We start from the raw sequence: 17,182 nt of genomic DNA, 5'->3' as shown, positions 1-17,182 counted from the left end.
CTCACCGGCTTGAACGCCCGCACCGCCCCGGCTGGCCGAGGAGTGCGGGCGGAAAGGCATCGAATGGCGGGCGCGCTCAGCAGCAGCTGGCGGCCGGAGCATCGGCTGGGGCCACGCCGCTCGGGGCCGGGCCGCAGGGAAAGAGGCCGAAATGGTGCTGCTTGTCGCCGAGCACGCGGAAGTGCGGGGCGTAGCGGGTGCGGGTGAGCATGTCGGCGGTGTTGCCGCACACGAGCACGGGGCGGCCGGTTTCAAAGTGATGGTGGTCGTCGAGGGTGAAGCCGTGGGGCTCATCGGGCACGGTGCCCAGGTAGGTGGCTACCTGCCCGTAGTCCTCGCACTGGTCTTCCAGGTCCAGCTTGAAGGCCCGCACCGTCATGGAGTAGAAGCGGATGTTGCCCACCTGGCGCTCAATCTCGGGATTGTCGATGCTGAGGCGGCGCTGGGCGGTGAGGCGGTAATCGTGCACGCCCAGCTGGCGCAGCAGGCGGCGAAAATCCTCGATGTACAGCGCCCCGCTCAGGCATTCGCCGTAGAGCACCGGGTCGTGGCGCAGGGCTTCGGGCACGCGCCGGTCGGCAAAGACGTCGGCGATGAACAGCTCGCCGCCGGGCCGCAGCACGCGGAAGATTTCACGGTAAGCGGCCGTCTTGTCGGGGCTCAGGTTCAGCACGCAGTTGCTCACCACCAAGTCCACGGAGTTGTCTTCCAGGCCCGCGGCGGCCAGGTCTTCCAGGTAGCCGTGGCGAAACTCCACGTTGGGCTGCGGGTAGCCGAAGCGCGCGGTGTGGGCTGGCACGTGGCGGTTGGCCACGGCCAGCTGCTCGGGCGTCATGTCCACCCCGATGACGCGTCCCCGCTCGCCCACCAGCTTGGAGAGCAGAAATGCGTCGCGGCCCGAGCCCGAGCCCAGGTCGAGCACGGTGAGCCCCTCCACGGCCGGAGGCACGCACACGCCGCAGCCGTAGTACTTCTCCAGCACTTCGGGTGCCAGCTGGGCCAGGATGCGCTTGTGGGCGGCCGGGATGTCGTCGGTGCAGCAGGCGTTGGTTTTCAGGTCCCGGTTGGTTTGCAGCTCGGTACCGTAGTACTCCTGCACTTGCTGCTGAATGGTGGTGTCCATGGGCGGTCGAAGAGGGGCTAAGATTGGGCGGGAAGATTGCGCACCGAAGCACAGCGGTGGGCCGGATCGGTTGGGCGGCCGGCAAAATTAGGTAACCCTGCGCCGGGTCCGGCGGTAAGCATCAGGCAGTATGCTACCCAACCACAACCAATCATCATGGCTAACCATCAAACTGTTCTGATTACCGGCGCTTCCTCGGGCATCGGCTTCGAGCTGGCCCGCTGCTTTGCCCGCGACGGGTACCGCCTGATCCTCTCGGCCCGGGAGGAAGCCGGCCTGCAGGAAGCCGCGCAGAAGCTAAAAACCGAGTTTGCAGCCGCCCAAACCGTGGTGGTTTCCGCCGACCTGAGCACCCACGAGGGCCCCGTGCAGCTCTACGAAGCCGTGAAAGCCCAGGGCCTGCAGGTCGATGTGCTGGTGAACGACGCGGGCTTCGGCGAGGCCGGTCTGTTTACGGAAACCGATCTGCAGAAGGAAATCGGCATCGTGCACGTCAACGTGCTGTCCCTGATGCACCTGACTAAGCTGTACCTGCGCGACATGGTGGCCCGCAACGAAGGCAAAATTCTGCAACTGGGCTCGGTGGTGTCGTTTCTGCCCAATCCGCGGCAGGCCGTGTACGCGGCCACCAAGGCGTTCGTCCTGAGCTTCTCGGAGGCCCTGCAGCAGGAGCTGAAGGAGCAGAAATCGGATGTTACGATAACGATTCTGTGCCCGCCCGCTACCGAAACCAACTTTTTTAAGGTGGCCAACGCCGAGGACACCAAGGTGGGCCAGAGCAAGAAAGCCACGGCCGAGGAAGTGGCCGAGGGCGGCTACAAGGCCCTACTGGCCGGCGACGCCCGTTCGCTGCCCACGTTCGGCGCCAAGATGAACTTCGCCAGCAGCGTGTTCTTCCCCGATTCCATGCTGGCCACCATGATGAACATGCAGATGCAGCCGGAAGGGGATAAGTAAAGCCGCGCCGCCACCGCTGAACTGGCATTCTTTGCTCGTCCTGCCGCATGTCGCCGAAGTTTTTGCTTCGTCGGCGCGCGGCAGGACGTTCTTTTTCGTACCATCGGCCACCGCGGCCGGGCGGGGCGGCCATAACCCGCCGACGGCCCCGGCAGTACACCGCCGGAGCGGGCCCCACTGCCCTGCTCCTTCAACCAGCCACTCCGATGAAGCGCATCGTCACCCTGACCCTGAACCCGACCGTGGACAAGAGCACCAACGTCGACCACATCGTGCCCGACCAGAAGCTGCGCTGCGCCGCGCCCAAGTTTGAGCCGGGCGGCGGGGGCATCAACGTGGCGCGGGGGCTGCGGCGGCTGGGCTCCGAAGCCGTGGCGGTGTTTCCGGCGGGCGGCCCGAGCGGTACGCTGCTGCAGGAGCTGCTCACGGCCGAGGGCATTGCGCAACAGGCCGTGCCCGCCGCCGGCTACACCCGTGAAAACTTCATCGTCGTCGATACTTCTTCCAGCCAGCAGTACCGCTTCGGCATGCCGGGCACCCCGCTCACGGCCGCCGAGCAGCAGCAGGTACTCAGCACCCTGCGGGCCCTCACGCCCGCCCCCGATTACCTGGTCATCAGCGGCAGCCTGCCGCCCGGCGTCGAGCCCGACTTTCTGGTAGAGCTGGTGCAGGCGGCCCGCGCCGCCGGCACCAAAGTGGTGGCCGATACCTCGGGGCCAGCCCTGCAGCGCGTCATTGAGGCGGGCGTGTACCTGATCAAGCCCAACGTGGGCGAGCTGAGCAAGCTGGCCGGTGTGGATGAGCTGGACAGCGCCGCCCTGGCCGACGCCGCTCGCGCCCTCATTGGCGAAGGCCGCTGCGAGGTGGTGGTGGCGTCGCTTGGGGCCCAGGGTGCCTGCGTGGTTACCCAGGACCTGGTGGACCACATTCCGGCGCCTGCCGTGAAGAAGCGCAGCACCGTGGGCGCCGGCGACAGCATGGTGGCCGGCCTCGTGCACGCCTTCGCCAACGGTTACTCCGTGCGGGAAGCGGCCCGCCTGGGCGTGGCCTGCGGCACGGCCGCCACCATGAACCCCGGCACCGAACTGTTCAAAAAGACCGACGTGGATCGGCTCTACCAGTGGCTGCTCGACACAATGCCCGGCGAACGGGCCGCCGCCTAGGGGCTGTGGACAGCAGCTGCAAAGGTCATTTTAAGTCTTTGTAGGCAGTCATGCTTCGACAAGCTCACCATGACTGCCTTTTGGCTTAGTGTCCACACAATCTAGGTCCTGAGCGGCCAGCCTGGCATCAAGCCACTTCCGGTTCGGGCCTACCGGCCGCTCAGCCGAGCAGCAGCGGCTGCAGCTCTTGAGCGTTGAGCACGCCCACGCCTCCGATGCCGTTGTTGAAGAACACGTATGCTTCCTGCACGCCCGGTGCGGCCCGCACGTCGGCGGCCAGGCGCTGCAGGAAATCGGGGCTGTAGCTGGATTTGTACAGCTCGGGCACGCCGTGCAGGCGGTAATAGAGCAGGCGACTGGTGGCCACCACGTCGTCGGGCAGGGGCATGGGGTGGCTCTGCCCGCAAAAGCTGATGCCGTGGCGCGTGAGCGTGCGAAACACCTCCCCTTCCCACCAGCTCGGGTGCCGAAACTCCAGCACGTTCTGAAAAGCCGGGTCCAGGTGCTCCAGGATGCGGCCGAGCAGTTCCTCGGTGTAAGCGGCCTTGGGCGGCAGCTGGAAAAGCACCGGTCCGAGCTTTTCGCGCAGGCCTTCGCGCACCGTTCCGTAAAAATCGGCCAGCACGGGCCCGGCTTCGGCGTTGAACTTCTTGTAGTGCGTAACGGTGCGCGGCGCCTTCACCGCGAAGCGGAAGTGCGCCGGGCTCTGCGCGTGCCAGCCTTCGAAGGCGGCCAGCTCGGGCATGCGGTAAAACGTCACGTTCAGCTCCAGCGCGTCGAACTGCGTGCAGTAGTAAGCAAACCACTTGCGGGGCGGCAGCTCAGCGGGGTAGAATACGCCTTTCCAGTCGCGGAAATGGAAGCCGGAGCAGCCGATGTGGTAGGTAGTGGGCATGGAATGGGCCGGATGCTAAAGGTCCGATACCCGCGGCATACGCAGCTGGCCGCCCCGGCAGCCGGCTCATGCTGCTTACGAACTCATCCTGTGGCTGATACCGCCCAGCGGCTGGCCGGGTTGCTGGCAACGTTCCCGGCATCGTTTGCGCAAATAAAGCTCCGGCGTACCGGCCGGGGCCGGAGCAATAAGCAGATCTTCCGCCAGTTCCGCTGCCGAGCCCCACGCGTTCCGGCTTAAGCAGGCTGGCCAGCGCCCGGTGCTGGCCGCGCCTTCGTCCTCTCCCCTTTCCCACGCCTCGTATGCCCAAACGTTTACTTGCTCTGGCGACTGCCTGCACCCTGCTCAGCCCCGCGGCTTTTGCCCAGACGGCCCCTTTCGGCCTGTTCGGCTACGCCAGTCTGACCACCGGCACCACCGGCGGCGCGGGCGGCGCCACCGTGACGGTGAGCACCGGCACGGCGCTGATGGCGGCCATCCGGGCCAATACCAGCAACGCGCCGCTGACTATCTACGTCAACGGCACCATCACCCCGGCCAACACCCCCCCGACCTACGACAAGATTGAAATCAAGGACCGCGACAACATTTCCATCATCGGGGTGGGCACCAGCGGCGAGTTCAACGGCATCGGGCTGTTCGTGCGGCGGGCCAGCAACATCATTATCCAGAACCTGAAGATTCACCACGTGCAGCTCGGGCCCAAGGACTGCATCGGCATCGAGGGGCCGGCCGACCACATCTGGGTGGACCACTGCGAGCTGTACAACCAGTACCAGGGCGTGGGCGTGGACGACTACGACGGCCTGCTCGACGCCAAGGACGACTGCCAATACATTACCTACTCCTGGAACTACCTCCACGACGCGTGGAAGGCCAGCCTCTGCGGCTACACCGAAACCGACACCTTTGACCGCAAAATCACCTACCACCACAACCGCTTCGAGAACATCAACTCGCGCTTGCCGCTGTTTCGGGGTGGCACGGGCCACGTGTTCAACAACTACTACAAAGACGTGGCCTCCACGGCCATCAACTCGCGCGTCGGGGCCTGCCTGAAAATCGAGAACAACTACTTCGACAACACGAAAAACCCCTACGTGTCGGCCTACAGCAGCGTGGTGGGCTACGGCGACATTTCCGGCAACCAGCTCACCAACGGCACGGTCTTCCAGTACTCCAACGACACCTACCCGCTGGGGGCCTGCACCTCCGCCACGCCCTACAGCTACGCCACCGTGCTCCACCCGGCCAGTGCCGTGCCGGCTGTGGTGCTGGCCGGCGCCGGCGTCGGCAAGATTGGCACCGTGACGGCCGCGCGCAAAGCCACCGAAACGCCGTTTCAAGCTTTCCCGAACCCTTTCCGCGGCACCACCACCTTCCAGGTAGAGCTGCGCCAGCCCGGACCGCTCAGCATCACGCTTTTCAGCGCCGAGGGGCGCAAAGTGGCCGACGTGACGCCCGCCGCCCAGCAGTACCCGGCCGGCACGCACCGCGTCCCGTACCACAATGCCGCGCTGCAGCCGGGCGTGTACTTCTACGCCGTGCGCACGGCCGCCGGCACCACCACGCAGCGGCTGCTGGTCGAATAAGCCCGCGTGCCCAGCTGCCCGGGCTGCCAATGCGGCCCGGGCAGCGGCACTGCCTAATACCGGTGCGCTAGTGCGCCGGTATTACGCCCATAATGCGCAGAAACCAGCCGAAGAGGTAGAATCCGCCCAGCATCAGCAGAATGGCCCACCACGGCAGCCCGCCGCGCAGCCCTCCGAAACCCATCGGTCGTTTCTCGTTCGTTGCCATCGGGGTACCCAACGTTTGTGTGTGTTGTCAAGGATAAGATACTATAATATTTTCAAGAATAAAATAGGTTTATCGAAACACCGGAATGCTGGCCCTACTTCGTGGCGCCTAAGCTTTTGGGGCATCGGGGGGTGCAGCCGCGTTGGACAGGGAGCAGACAGGATGGGGTAACGGACGGCCTTTGTCAAAATAATACGTCTGTTTATCAGTAACTTATTACCCCACCTCCAACCCACACCCCTACCGCCATGAATGAGCAAACGGCCCTGATTACGGGCGCCAGCAGCGGCATTGGCTTCGAGCTGGCCCGCTGCTTTGCCCGCGACGATTATCGCGTGGTGCTCGTCGCCCGCCACCAGGAGGAGCTGCAGGAAGCCGCCCGCCTGCTGCACCAGGAATTCGGCAGCGTCGACATCGTGCTGCTGCCCCTGGACCTGAGCCAGCCCGAGGCGCCCGAGCGGCTTTACCAGGAAACCGAGCGCCGCGGCCTGCGCATCCACGCGCTGGTCAACGACGCGGGCTTCGGCGAAACCGGCTACTTCACCGACACCGACATGCAGACCGAGCTGCGCATGATTCAGGTGAATGCGGCCTCGCTGGTGCACCTCACCAAGCTGTACCTGCGCGACATGGTGGCCCGCAACGAAGGCCGCATCCTGCAGGTGGGCTCGGTGGCCTCTTTCGCGCCCAGCCCCTGCCAGGCCGTGTACGCGGCCACCAAGGCCTTCGTGCTCAGCTTCACCGAAGCCGTGCAGCACGAGCTGAAACAGCAGAAATCGGCCGTCACGATGACCATTCTCTGCCCGCCGCCCACCGACACGAACTTCTTCCACGTGGCCCACGCCGAGGATACTTGGGCCGCCCGCCACACCGCCTCGGCCCGCGAGGTGGCCGACGAAGGCTACGACGCGCTGATGGAGGGCGCCGCCCGCTCGCTGCCCACGCTGGCGGCCAAGGCCAACTTCTTTTCCAGCCTGCTGCTCCCCGACTCGGTGCTGGCCACGCTCATGAACACGCAGCTGCAGCCCGCCGGCCGCTAACCGCGCCCTGCTGTTCCCGCCGAAGCCAGGCCCCGTGGCAGCGGAACCTGGCTTTTCGGTGTGTGCGGCACGCTAAGTGCCCGGCGGTAGCGCCAGCCATCGGGTATGGCACCCGCCGCGATATATTCGGGCCCTATTCCGGCGCCCTCATGCACTCCCGCTCTTCCTTGCTCCTGCTGGCGGCCCTGGCTGCCCGCGGGCCTCTGCTCACCGCCTTTTGCCCCGGAGCCGCGCCCCCGGCCAGCACCCCGCTCGCGGCCCTGCCGCCCGCGGCTCCCTACCAGATCATCAACCTGATGCCGGCCTTCGAGAAATTCTGGCGGCAGGCCCGGGACCAGGACGAGGCCACGCAGATCCGGCTGTTCCAGCAACTGCTCGCCGGGCGCTACCCCGAGGTGTACAACAACCAGGTGCTGGGCGGCCCGGCCGACAAAACCCTGGCCGAAACCCTGCCCGCGCGCTACCCCAAAGTGCAGAGCATGGTGCGCCCCCAAATGGACCTGGTGCTGCGCCTGGGCCGGCAGATCGGCCAGGATTTGCCGCGCTACGAGACGCGCTTCCGCCAGACCTTCCCCGACCTCGATTACCGCGGGCGCATCTACTTTCTCTATTCCCTGGGCGGTTTCGACGGCGGCACCCGCACCATCCAGGGCCGGCAGGCCCTGCTCTTCGGCCTCGACATGATTGCCTACGTGTACGGCGAAGAGGCCGACCCCGAGCCCTTCTTCCACCACGAGCTCTTTCACCTCTACCACAGCCAGTTTCTGGGCGAAGACCCGGCACTGGTATCGGCCCTGTGGCGCGAAGGGCTGGCTACGTACGTGGCCCATGCTCTCAACCCCAAGGCCGCCGGCGTAAACCTCTTCGGCCTGCCGCGCAACACGCCCGAGCGCACCCAGGCCGACCTGCCGCGCTACGCCCGCGAGCTGCGCGCCGTGCTCGGCTCCACGTCGAACGAAGATTACGCCCGCTTTTTCCTCGGTGGCATGGACGAGCAAGCCGCCACGCCCGCCCGCTCGGGGTACTACATCGGCTACCTAGTGGCCGAAAAACTGGCCCGGCGCCACTCCCTGCAGGAGCTGGCCCACGCCCCGCTAAGCCAGCTGCGCCCCGAAATCGAGCAGGCCCTGGCTGAGCTGGCCGACGCAACACCCACCAGGCCCTAGGGCGGCCAGCCGCCGGTAACCGGGCCGCCGTTTACCCGCGTCGGCACCGCAGCTCTCTTCCGAAGTATGCCCGCTTCCCGTAGCCCAAGCCCCTGCTCCAAGCCACCCACCGTACCCACCGCTTATGAAAGTTCTGCTGGCCGTGTGCCTGCTGGCTGCGGCCGCGCCAAAAACCGCGGCCCAGGCAGACCGCGCTGCGCCCCCTCACGTCGTTTACGAGTCGCCCAGCCTCATCATTACGCAGGTCGCGGCCAACACCTTTGTGCACACGTCGTTTTTGCCGACCCAGACTTTCGGGCGGGTTTCCTGCAACGGCATGGTGGTAAAAAGCGGCGGTGAAACCATTGTGTTTGACACTCCTGCCGACACCCCGGCCTCCCACGAGCTGATTACCTGGATAACCAAGACGCTCAACTGCCGGGTAAAAGCCGTCGTTCCCACCCACTTCCACGAAGACTGCGTGGGCGGGCTGCCCGCATTCCGGCGGCACGGTATTCCCTCCTACGCCAGCCACCAAACCATTGCCTACGCCCGGCAGCGCCGCTTCCACGTGCCCCGCCACGGATTCACCGACAGCCTGACGCTCCGGGTGGGCAGCGCCAGCGTGCACGCCACCTTTTTCGGCGAGGGGCACACCAAAGACAACGTGGTGGGCTACTTCCCGACCGATAAAGTGCTGTTCGGCGGCTGCCTGATCAAGGAGCTGCAAGCCGGCAAAGGCAACCTCGCCGACGCCAACGTGCAGGCCTGGCCCGCCACCGTAGCCCGCGTAAAGCAAGCTTACCCGGCCGTGCAGGTTGTCATTCCCGGCCACGGCACCACCGGCGGCCCCAGCCTGCTCGACTACACCATGCAGCTGTTTCAGCAGCCCTAACGCCCTCTCCGCAGGCCGCCCTCAAGCCGAACTAACCCTTTGATTGCCCGCCCGCTGCCAGCAGGACGGAGGTCCGCAACCGGACCCTGGCACCTCCGGCCAGCGCGTGCCTCACCCGGCGCACTCTACGGGCGGCTCCGGGCGGCAGCCGGCGGCGCCCGTTCCAATACAATTGCTCCTGGTCCCATCCAAAACACCCCGGCCCCGTACTGGTAGCGGCTCCGTACGCGGCCGTTTGCCGGATCAGCAGTTCGGCCCGGGCGCCGGCCTGCTCGCCGCCTTTACCCACCCGGCCCGTACAGCAAGCCAACGCCCCGCTCGCGAAACCGCCATAACTTGCCGCGAAGCTGAGCAGCGCCTCCACGCGTACCAGCCGAAAACGAACACCCAGAAACAAACACCCAGCACATGGCTTCAGGCTTTTTTGCGCTACTCGATGACATCTCCGCCTTGGTAAAAGTAAGCGCGGCCAGCTTAGATGACGTGCCTGCTCAGGTAGCCAAAACCACCGGCAAAGTATCCGGCATCGTTATCGACGACACGGCCGTGACGCCCAAATACGTCGTTGGCCTCGACCCCTCCCGGGAGTTGTCCATCATCTACCGGATTGCCAAAAAATCCCTCATCAACAAACTCCTGATTCTGAGCCCGGCGGCTCTGATCCTGGGGTATTTTGCCCCCTGGGCCATTACGCCCATTCTGATGCTGGGCGGCGCTTATCTGTGCTTCGAGGGGTATGAAAAGGTGCACTCCATGTTCAGCAAGCACCACGAGGTGAACGTGGAAACCGAGCAGGTAGAAACCATTACGCCGGAGGAGCTGGAACAGCAGCGGGTGACCAGCGCCGTGCGCACCGACATTATTCTGTCGGCCGAAATCATGGCCATTGCCTACAGCCAGGTAACCGACCAGCCGTTCATCAACCAGGTTGCCGTCATGCTGGCCGTGGCCGTTTTCATCACCATCGCCGTGTACGGCTTCGTGGGCCTCATCGTGAAAGCCGACGACATCGGCGTGCACCTGGCCAAGGACAAATTCAGCCCCGCTACGCAAAAGCTGGGGCGCGGCATCGTCAAGTTCATGCCGCACTTCCTGAGCATCCTCAGCTACGTGGGCACGGCCGCCATGCTGTGGGTGGGTGCCGAAATCATTGCCCACGGCATTCCGTTTACCGCGCATCTGCTGCACGAGCTGGAAGAGTCGCTGGCCCACATCCCGGCGGTGGCCTGGCTGGCCAAGGCCCTGTCCTGCGCTATTGGCGGGTTGGTTATTGGCTTTGTGGTGGAGAAGCTGGTGCTGCTGGTAAAGAAGGTGTTGGGCAAAGGCAAATAAGGCTTCTTGCCGCTGAGCGTCGGTAGCAGTACCGCCGCGCGCCGGGGTGTTATCCACGTCTTGTCCACATAGAAAAAGCCGCTTCTTCCGAAGCGGCTTTTTCTATTCAGGCTCGTCTCCTCGCCCGTGGGCTGGATACTACCCGAGCAACCCACAAAACGCAGAAACCAAGTAAAAGGGCTGCTTTCTTTCCGTTGAGTCAAACAGCCAGCTGCGGCCTGGCGCCAAAGCTTACTGAATCTTCGGCTCCATCACGTAGTAGCCCAGATCATCCTGGTACACCGCAACCCATTCGATGGGCAGCTTAAAATCTGCTTTGCCGTTCGGCCCCAGGTGCCGCACCACCTTCACGTCGTAGGTTCCGACCTCCCCAAAGTAGAAACAGAAGATACCGTCGTTCATGACCACGAAAGAGCCCGACTCGGACTTCCCCGTGTAGATAGGCTCCGTTTTCAGCAACACGTAATTCATGCTGCTGGCCACGGCGGGGTTGTATTTGGTCCACTGATCCGGCCGCGCTACGTACACCGTACTGGCTTTCGGTGCCCCAATCTTGGAGGCAGCCGTGTACGTAATTTCAAAAGCGACCGTATCGCCCTGCTGAAAAGCAAACGGAGCCTGATTACGGAACAGCGAATCGGCCGGCACCGCCCACACGCCGGTCTTGAATTCCTCGTTGGCCACTACCACTTCCTTCGCCGCCTTGAAGTCCCCTAGCTTTTTGGTCAGCACCCCGTCGGCGGGCACGTAATTGCCCTTGATGGGCATCGAAGACCAAGGCATCAGGTTTTCCCGGTTTGTCGTATGTTTCCGGACATACTTATAAGGCCCGCGCAGCTTGGTTTTCGCGTCGGCGTAGCCCAGGCTGTACTTGGGCGCAAATGAAGTGGGGGCCGTCTCCTTGCCCGGAGCCGGGTAGCGCAACAGCTTCATGTCGCCCTGGCCTTTCACTTTGTAGGTGACGAGCTGGTGCGGACCTTCCTTGGTGACTACCCATTCCTGGTTCTCCACGTTGTCCACCTTTTGGATACGCTTCATAAATTCCGCCTGGTCGCGCTTCACCGGGTCGGTAGGGCCGTCGAAGTACGTCTGCATCTTCTTGTCGCCCGAGAACTGCACCTTCAGCCGGTCGCCCTCATACAGGTAAAACCAGCCGTTAATCCCATTCTTGCCGCTGTAGAGCAGCTGCTGGCCTACTGCCTGCCGGGCGCAAACGGCCACTAAAAAGAGGCTAAACGCAAGCCGTAAAGTTGATTTCATATTTGTACTTTTTTACCACAAACTTATTCATTCTTCCCCGGAGTCCAGCACATTATTAGCGCGCTCGTTCCCAAGCGTAGACGCAAGCACCCAAAGCCAGAGCCCGCCTGTCCAAACCCCGGCCGCAGGCTTTCCAAGGCCAGCCACAGCCCCCCAAAGTCCGGCCCCAAGCGTCCAAAGCCTGGACGCACCCGCCCAACCCCGGGCGCATTCGTCCAAAGTGCAGCATCCATCATCCAAAGGCCAGCCCCACCCCTCCAAAGCCCGGCCGCACTCGTCCAAAGCCCGGTCACACTTTTTCCGGCCGCGGTATTACCATAATCCTCCCGAATATTCCTATTCTTGAGCTTCGCTCCTATCCCGCCTTCGCGCACACCTATACCAGTCGTCTGATTTCCACTTTTACCCTACCCCCATTCCGCTTATGCTTACCGCCAAACAAGACAACCGGCTCACCGCCGCCCAAAACGTCGTGCTTGCCTTCCAGCACGATGCCGCCCCGTACCAGCAGGACAAAGCCCTGCAGCACGCCCTCGCCGAGCTGCAGCAGCTCACCGACGACCTCACCCCGCTGCGCCAGCAAACCCTGCGCGCCTCCAAGGGCAAAACCGCCGCCAAAACCGACCGCCGCGAGCTGCTCTGCACCAGCGCCGGGGAAATTGCCGGCGACCTGTACGCCTTCGCCACCGACCGGCAGGACCGCCCTCTGCAAGCCGCCGCCAACCACAGCTACGGCACCCTGCTCAGCCTGCGCGCCACCGCCCTCACCGACGTGGCCCAGCACCTGCTCACCCTCGCTACCGAACACAGCAAGCGCCTCGAAGACTACGGCGTGACGAAAGAGCGCCTGCAGGAGCTAACCGACGCCCTCGCCGCCTTCGACGGCAGCAAAAACGAGCCGCGCCAGCACATCAGCGACGCCAAAGCCGCCCGCCTCGCCATCAAAGACAAGTTCAGCCAGCTGGCCACCCTGCTCGAAGACCGCCTCGACCGCAGCCTGCGCAAGTACGCCCGCTCCCACCCCGAGTTCTACCAGCGCATCCAAGCCGCCGGCAAAGTCATCAACCGCCCCGGCAAGCAGAAAAGCAGCCTGGAGACGCCGGCGAAGCTGGGGTAACAGATAACCGCATCAGCAACCCCAGTCGCCTGTCATCCTGAACGCAGCGAAGCGGAGTGAAAGAACTCACCCGCTTCGCTGCGTTATTATTGCTGACAATAGTTAAGCAAGCAACAGCTATACTTGCTAGCAAGCGACTCAGGACCATAAATATTTTGCCTCAAATCGAGAACATGAAATTTACAACAAAAAAAAGTGTAGCTGTAGTTGGCGGCATTGACTTCCCCCAGCCACTTGGAATAGAAATCCACAGGTATAATATACGAGGACTACAGCCAAAATCTTGGATCAGAAAATTCGAAGAAATCAACCAATTAATAAAGGAAAAATACTTACACGGTATTATAATATATTTAGCTACACCGCTTTTCTTGGAAGTATCAAAACCAGAGTATTTTACACATTGGATAAATTTTTTGAGGATATGCGGTCAAACTAAATCAATAATAATTGTTTATGAAGAAAACATACACGAGAATTTCAACTACTACGATTATGAAGAAGAACGCTACCTATCTTATCCAGAATTACTGGAACGTATTCTAGTTATTGAGACCGAATTAGTTGCCCAAAACAGGCACCCATTTTGGAATGAGCAGCAGTTCACAGACGAAGAAATACACATCATTCTAAGTGGAGCACCACCAATCCCAGATGAGCCACGCTATGGCTATAGTTCTCTTCTAGAAACGCTACGTATGGCGCAACAAAGAATAGAAGATTACCACAATCGCAAAGACGATATATCCAGTTCCATAGACGCAATACTTTCTTCTGAGGTATCTCTTAAAACATTTAAGGAAAAACAAAGTATTGCTCACGTTATCGAAGATTTTCTATTCGATATAATCAAGGATGTATTCTTTAGTATTTACGTTTCCAACGAACAAATTTTACATGAAGAATTTTCTGATTTTGTGAAAGTATTCGAAAAATACATGCGAAACATAGAAGGCGTGAGTTTTATTGTAGATGCTGATAGTAGCCCCAATGGAACTACGTACTACTTCAAATCTAAAACCCTCAATGGCACACAAGAATTTTCAAATGCTATTCGGCGTTTCGATAAATTTATAGAAGTGTATTTAGAAGCCCCAGAAGAAGCCGCCAAACTTGTAGCCAAAGAGTATGCTAATTCGATAGAGGTTTTTGATGCAATGCAAGGTATTATAAAAAAGTATCAAAGATTATTATTAGATATAAAGCACCAACAAGAAAGGATTAAAATGTTGATGAGGCAAGATTTTGAGAACTTCGCCCTGGAGAAAACCATGTATAACGAGGAGCTTAATTTACTGAATTCTAAAGGACTTATTAAAGACTCCACTTATTTTATTGGAGGCAAAGTAGGCTCTTTCGGATTCGACGCCAGTGCAGAAGGATATTCGAAGAATGATGCAGAAATCTTAAAAATAGTAGCTCAATATGGCAGCAAGGAGGATTTGACTCTTATAAAATCTAGTATTGACAAATTGAAGGATGAAGAATCATCGCAGACTGACAAAATCAGTTCCTCGGAAAAAATCAAGGGTTTTTTGATTAAAGCTCTTAAAAAAACGGGTGAGCATGCAGAGAATATCGGAGTGAAAGTATTAACCACATATTTGGACAACTTGGTAAAAGGCACCATGCAGTAGCACATCTAATTCGGCCAAATTGTCCTCCAATTCTTTCACGTTATTTATCTTTTCTGCCAAAAAGTCCGCTTTCCGCACCTAGCCCACCATTTGCTAAGTCCGTATCAGCAGAACCAAGCACCTGAAACAGACTTAGCGCTATGAACTTCAACAACTTCACTATCAAGGCTCAGGAGGCCGTGCAGAAGGCCACCGAAATTGCCGGTGGCTACCAGCAGCAGGCCATCGAGACGGGCCACCTCCTGAAAGGCCTCTTTCAGGTGGATGAAAACGTAACCGGGTTTCTGGCCGGCAAGCTCGGCGTGAACCTGAACATCCTTACCCCGCGCCTGGATGCCATTGTGCAGGCATACCCCAAGGTGAGCGGCGGCTCGCCCTACCTCGCCAACGAAGCTGCCGCCGCCATGCAGCGCGCCAACGGCTTCCTCAAGGAGTTCGGCGACGAGTACGTGTCGGTGGAGCACCTGCTGCTGGCCCTCGTGGACGGCCGCGACCAGGTGGCTACCCTGCTCAAGGACACGGGCTTCAATACCAAAGACCTCAAAGCCGCCATCAAGGAGCTGCGGGGCGGCCGCAAAGTGACCTCGCAGTCGGCCGAGGACCAGTACCAGAGCCTGAACCGCTACGCCCGCAACCTCAACGAGCAGGTGCGCACCGGCAAGATGGACCCGGTGATTGGCCGCGACGAGGAAATCCGCCGCGTGCTGCAGATTCTCTCGCGCCGCACCAAGAACAACCCCGTGCTGCTCGGGGAGCCCGGCGTGGGCAAAACCGCCATCGTGGAGGGCCTGGCCCAACGCATCGTGGCCGGCGACGTACCCGAGAACCTCAAGGACAAGACCATCATGTCCTTGGACATGGGCCTGCTCATTGCCGGCGCCAAGTACAAGGGCGAGTTTGAGGAGCGTCTGAAAGCCGTTATCAAGGAAGTCACCGACTCCGAGGGGCAGATCATCCTGTTTATCGACGAGATGCACACGCTCATTGGGGCGGGCGGCGGCGGCGAGGGCGCCATGGACGCGGCCAACCTGCTCAAGCCGGCCCTGGCCCGCGGGGAGCTGCACTCCATCGGCGCGACCACGCTGAAGGAGTACCAGAAGTACGTGGAGAAGGACAAGGCCCTGGAGCGCCGTTTCCAAGCCGTGATGGTGGACGAACCCAGCACCGAAGATGCCATCAGCATCATGCGCGGCATCAAGGAAAAGTACGAGCTGCACCACGGCGTGCGGATTACGGACGACGCCGTCATTGCCGCCGTGGAGCTGTCGAGCCGCTACATCACCGACCGTTTCCTGCCCGACAAGGCCATCGACCTGATGGACGAGGCGGCAGCAAAACTGCGCATCGAGCTGAACTCCATGCCCGTGGAGCTCGACGAGGTGCAGCGCCGCATCATGCAGCTGGAAATTGAGCGCGAAGCCATCCGCCGCGAAGACAACAAGGACCGCGAAGCCGTGCTCAACAAGGAGCTGGCCGAGCTCAGCTCGAAGCGCGACGACCTGAAAGCCCGTTGGGAGTCGGAGAAAAACGTGCTCAACGACATTCAGGAGCAAAAAGAGGCCATCGAGCGGTTTAAGCTGGAAGCCGAGCAGGCCGAACGCCAGGGCGACTACGGCCGCGTGGCCGAGCTGCGCTACGGCAAGATTCAGGAAGCTGAAGCCAAACTGAAAACCCTGCAGGAGCAGGCCAACGCGAATAAAGACGGTGGCTCCATGCTGCAGGAAGTGGTAACCCACGAGGACATTGCCGAGGTAGTGGCCAAGTGGACGGGCATTCCGGTGAGCAAAATGCTGCAGTCGGACCGCGAGAAGCTGCTGAACCTGGAAGGCGAGCTGGGTAAGCGCGTGGCGGGGCAGTCGGAAGCCATTGCGGCCATTTCGGACGCCGTGCGCCGCAGCCGCGCCGGCCTGCAGGACCCCAAGCGGCCCATCGGCTCGTTTATCTTCCTCGGCACCACCGGCGTGGGCAAGACGGAGCTGGCCAAGGCCCTGGCCGAGTACCTGTTCAACGACGAAAACGCCATGGTGCGCATCGACATGAGCGAGTACCAGGAGCGCCACGCCGTGTCGCGCCTGATCGGGGCGCCTCCCGGCTACGTGGGCTACGACGAAGGCGGCCAGCTGACCGAGGCCGTGCGCCGCAAGCCGTACTCCGTGATTCTGCTCGACGAGATTGAAAAGGCCCACCCCGACGTGTTCAACATCCTGCTGCAGGTGCTCGATGATGGCCGCCTCACTGACAACAAGGGTCGGGTGGCGAACTTCAAGAACACCATCATCATCATGACCTCGAACACGGGGGCCGACATCATTCAGAAGAACTTCAAGGAGCTCAACGAGTACAACCACGACGAAGTGGTGGACCGCACCCGCGAGGAAGTGGTGGAGCGCCTGAAAGGCCACATGCGCCCCGAGTTCCTGAACCGCATCGACGAAATCGTGATGTTCCAGCCGCTCAAACGCCGCGAGATTCGCAAGATCGTGGACATCCAGTTCCGGCAGATTCAGCACCGCCTGGAAGAAGCCGGTATCCGGCTGGAAGCCACCGACGAGGTCTTGGACTTCCTCGGCGAGCAGGGCTTCGACCCGACCTTCGGTGCCCGGCCCCTCAAGCGGGTATTGCAGCGGCTGATTCTGAATGAGCTGAGCAAGGAAATCCTGAGCGGCAAAGTCAGCAAAGACGCCGTGGTGGAAGCCGAGCTACGCGACGGGCATATCCAGTTCGTGAACGTGGAAATGCCAACAGTAGAATAAGCTCGGAGCTGCGCTGATAGTGAAAAGCCCCGCCGGCTGTGTGCCGGCGGGGCTTTTTGCGTTGT

At 61.2% G+C, this 17,182-nt stretch carries 14 protein-coding genes; 10 read left to right on the top strand and 4 right to left on the bottom strand.

What is annotated here, in order from left to right; genetic code table 11:
• Window positions 1-76: 76 nt before the first annotated feature.
• Complete coding sequence (locus tag ACYVKQ_RS12030; protein ID WP_460675582.1) at window positions 77-1,123, bottom strand: methyltransferase domain-containing protein; 1,047 nt, start codon at window positions 1,121-1,123, stop codon at window positions 77-79.
• 156 nt (window positions 1,124-1,279) lie between these two features.
• Between ACYVKQ_RS12030 and ACYVKQ_RS12025 the strand changes: the two genes are divergently transcribed.
• Both ACYVKQ_RS12025 and ACYVKQ_RS12020 read left to right on the top strand, forming a co-directional pair.
• Window positions 1,280-2,080, top strand: coding sequence for an SDR family NAD(P)-dependent oxidoreductase (locus ACYVKQ_RS12025; protein WP_460675581.1), 801 nt, complete (start codon window positions 1,280-1,282; stop codon window positions 2,078-2,080).
• 206 nt (window positions 2,081-2,286) lie between these two features.
• Entirely contained in the window at window positions 2,287-3,243 is a 957-nt protein-coding gene (locus ACYVKQ_RS12020) for a 1-phosphofructokinase family hexose kinase (protein ID WP_460675580.1), read from the top strand.
• A 160-nt stretch (window positions 3,244-3,403) separates the two neighbouring features.
• On the opposite strand, the gene ACYVKQ_RS12015 is transcribed toward ACYVKQ_RS12020, so the two are convergent.
• Window positions 3,404-4,138, bottom strand: coding sequence for a DUF72 domain-containing protein (locus tag ACYVKQ_RS12015; RefSeq protein WP_460675579.1), 735 nt, complete (start codon window positions 4,136-4,138; stop codon window positions 3,404-3,406).
• Between the two features lie 302 nt (window positions 4,139-4,440).
• Here ACYVKQ_RS12015 and ACYVKQ_RS12010 point away from each other — a divergent pair, with 302 nt between their 5' ends.
• A complete protein-coding gene (locus ACYVKQ_RS12010) occupies window positions 4,441-5,730 on the top strand; it encodes a pectate lyase family protein (RefSeq protein ID WP_460675578.1) in 1,290 nt (429 codons plus the stop codon).
• 67 nt (window positions 5,731-5,797) lie between these two features.
• Here the strand turns inward: ACYVKQ_RS12010 and ACYVKQ_RS12005 are convergent, their stop codons facing one another.
• Window positions 5,798-5,938 (bottom strand): hypothetical protein, encoded by a 141-nt coding sequence (locus ACYVKQ_RS12005; protein ID WP_460675577.1) that lies wholly within the window; start codon window positions 5,936-5,938, stop codon window positions 5,798-5,800.
• 248 nt (window positions 5,939-6,186) lie between these two features.
• Between ACYVKQ_RS12005 and ACYVKQ_RS12000 the strand changes: the two genes are divergently transcribed.
• From ACYVKQ_RS12000 to ACYVKQ_RS11985, 4 genes are all read left to right on the top strand, one after another.
• Window positions 6,187-6,978: an SDR family NAD(P)-dependent oxidoreductase gene (locus ACYVKQ_RS12000; RefSeq protein WP_460675576.1), complete on the top strand. Its 792-nt coding sequence runs from the start codon at window positions 6,187-6,189 to the stop codon at window positions 6,976-6,978.
• Window positions 6,979-7,127: 149 nt separating this feature from the next.
• Window positions 7,128-8,144: a DUF2268 domain-containing putative Zn-dependent protease gene (locus tag ACYVKQ_RS11995; RefSeq protein WP_460675575.1), complete on the top strand. Its 1,017-nt coding sequence runs from the start codon at window positions 7,128-7,130 to the stop codon at window positions 8,142-8,144.
• Between the two features lie 124 nt (window positions 8,145-8,268).
• On the top strand, window positions 8,269-9,018 hold the full coding sequence (gene bla, locus ACYVKQ_RS11990) for a subclass B1 metallo-beta-lactamase (RefSeq protein WP_460675574.1): 750 nt from the start codon (window positions 8,269-8,271) through the stop codon (window positions 9,016-9,018).
• A 408-nt stretch (window positions 9,019-9,426) separates the two neighbouring features.
• Window positions 9,427-10,350 (top strand): DUF808 domain-containing protein, encoded by a 924-nt coding sequence (locus ACYVKQ_RS11985; RefSeq protein ID WP_460675573.1) that lies wholly within the window; start codon window positions 9,427-9,429, stop codon window positions 10,348-10,350.
• 231 nt (window positions 10,351-10,581) lie between these two features.
• Here ACYVKQ_RS11985 and ACYVKQ_RS11980 read toward each other — a convergent pair whose 3' ends face one another.
• Window positions 10,582-11,571 (bottom strand): hypothetical protein, encoded by a 990-nt coding sequence (locus ACYVKQ_RS11980; RefSeq protein WP_460675572.1) that lies wholly within the window; start codon window positions 11,569-11,571, stop codon window positions 10,582-10,584.
• A gap of 463 nt (window positions 11,572-12,034) precedes the next feature.
• Between ACYVKQ_RS11980 and ACYVKQ_RS11975 the strand changes: the two genes are divergently transcribed.
• From ACYVKQ_RS11975 to clpB, 3 genes are all read left to right on the top strand, one after another.
• Window positions 12,035-12,727, top strand: coding sequence for a hypothetical protein (locus ACYVKQ_RS11975; protein WP_460675571.1), 693 nt, complete (start codon window positions 12,035-12,037; stop codon window positions 12,725-12,727).
• Between the two features lie 56 nt (window positions 12,728-12,783).
• On the top strand, window positions 12,784-14,364 hold the full coding sequence (locus ACYVKQ_RS11970) for a hypothetical protein (RefSeq protein WP_460675570.1): 1,581 nt from the start codon (window positions 12,784-12,786) through the stop codon (window positions 14,362-14,364).
• 140 nt (window positions 14,365-14,504) lie between these two features.
• Entirely contained in the window at window positions 14,505-17,117 is a 2,613-nt protein-coding gene (gene clpB / locus ACYVKQ_RS11965; protein ID WP_460675569.1) for an ATP-dependent chaperone ClpB, read from the top strand.
• Window positions 17,118-17,182 lie beyond the last annotated feature (65 nt).

Source organism: Hymenobacter coalescens, assembly GCF_054783195.1.
The sequence above is the reverse complement of the archived record's forward strand: the minus strand, read 5'-3'. Positions and strand labels throughout refer to the sequence as shown.

What these genes read in the sequence shown, in the direction of transcription:
- ACYVKQ_RS12030 (WP_460675582.1), bottom strand. Translation starts at nt 1,123, where the DNA reads ATGGACACCACCATTCAGCAGCAAGTGCAGGAGTACTACGGTACCGAG.
- ACYVKQ_RS12025 (WP_460675581.1), top strand. Translation starts at nt 1,280, where the DNA reads ATGGCTAACCATCAAACTGTTCTGATTACCGGCGCTTCCTCGGGCATC.
- ACYVKQ_RS12020 (WP_460675580.1), top strand. Translation starts at nt 2,287, where the DNA reads ATGAAGCGCATCGTCACCCTGACCCTGAACCCGACCGTGGACAAGAGC.
- ACYVKQ_RS12015 (WP_460675579.1), bottom strand. Translation starts at nt 4,138, where the DNA reads ATGCCCACTACCTACCACATCGGCTGCTCCGGCTTCCATTTCCGCGAC.
- ACYVKQ_RS12010 (WP_460675578.1), top strand. Translation starts at nt 4,441, where the DNA reads ATGCCCAAACGTTTACTTGCTCTGGCGACTGCCTGCACCCTGCTCAGC.
- ACYVKQ_RS12005 (WP_460675577.1), bottom strand. Translation starts at nt 5,938, where the DNA reads ATGGCAACGAACGAGAAACGACCGATGGGTTTCGGAGGGCTGCGCGGC.
- ACYVKQ_RS12000 (WP_460675576.1), top strand. Translation starts at nt 6,187, where the DNA reads ATGAATGAGCAAACGGCCCTGATTACGGGCGCCAGCAGCGGCATTGGC.
- ACYVKQ_RS11995 (WP_460675575.1), top strand. Translation starts at nt 7,128, where the DNA reads ATGCACTCCCGCTCTTCCTTGCTCCTGCTGGCGGCCCTGGCTGCCCGC.
- bla (WP_460675574.1), top strand. Translation starts at nt 8,269, where the DNA reads ATGAAAGTTCTGCTGGCCGTGTGCCTGCTGGCTGCGGCCGCGCCAAAA.
- ACYVKQ_RS11985 (WP_460675573.1), top strand. Translation starts at nt 9,427, where the DNA reads ATGGCTTCAGGCTTTTTTGCGCTACTCGATGACATCTCCGCCTTGGTA.
- ACYVKQ_RS11975 (WP_460675571.1), top strand. Translation starts at nt 12,035, where the DNA reads ATGCTTACCGCCAAACAAGACAACCGGCTCACCGCCGCCCAAAACGTC.
- clpB (WP_460675569.1), top strand. Translation starts at nt 14,505, where the DNA reads ATGAACTTCAACAACTTCACTATCAAGGCTCAGGAGGCCGTGCAGAAG.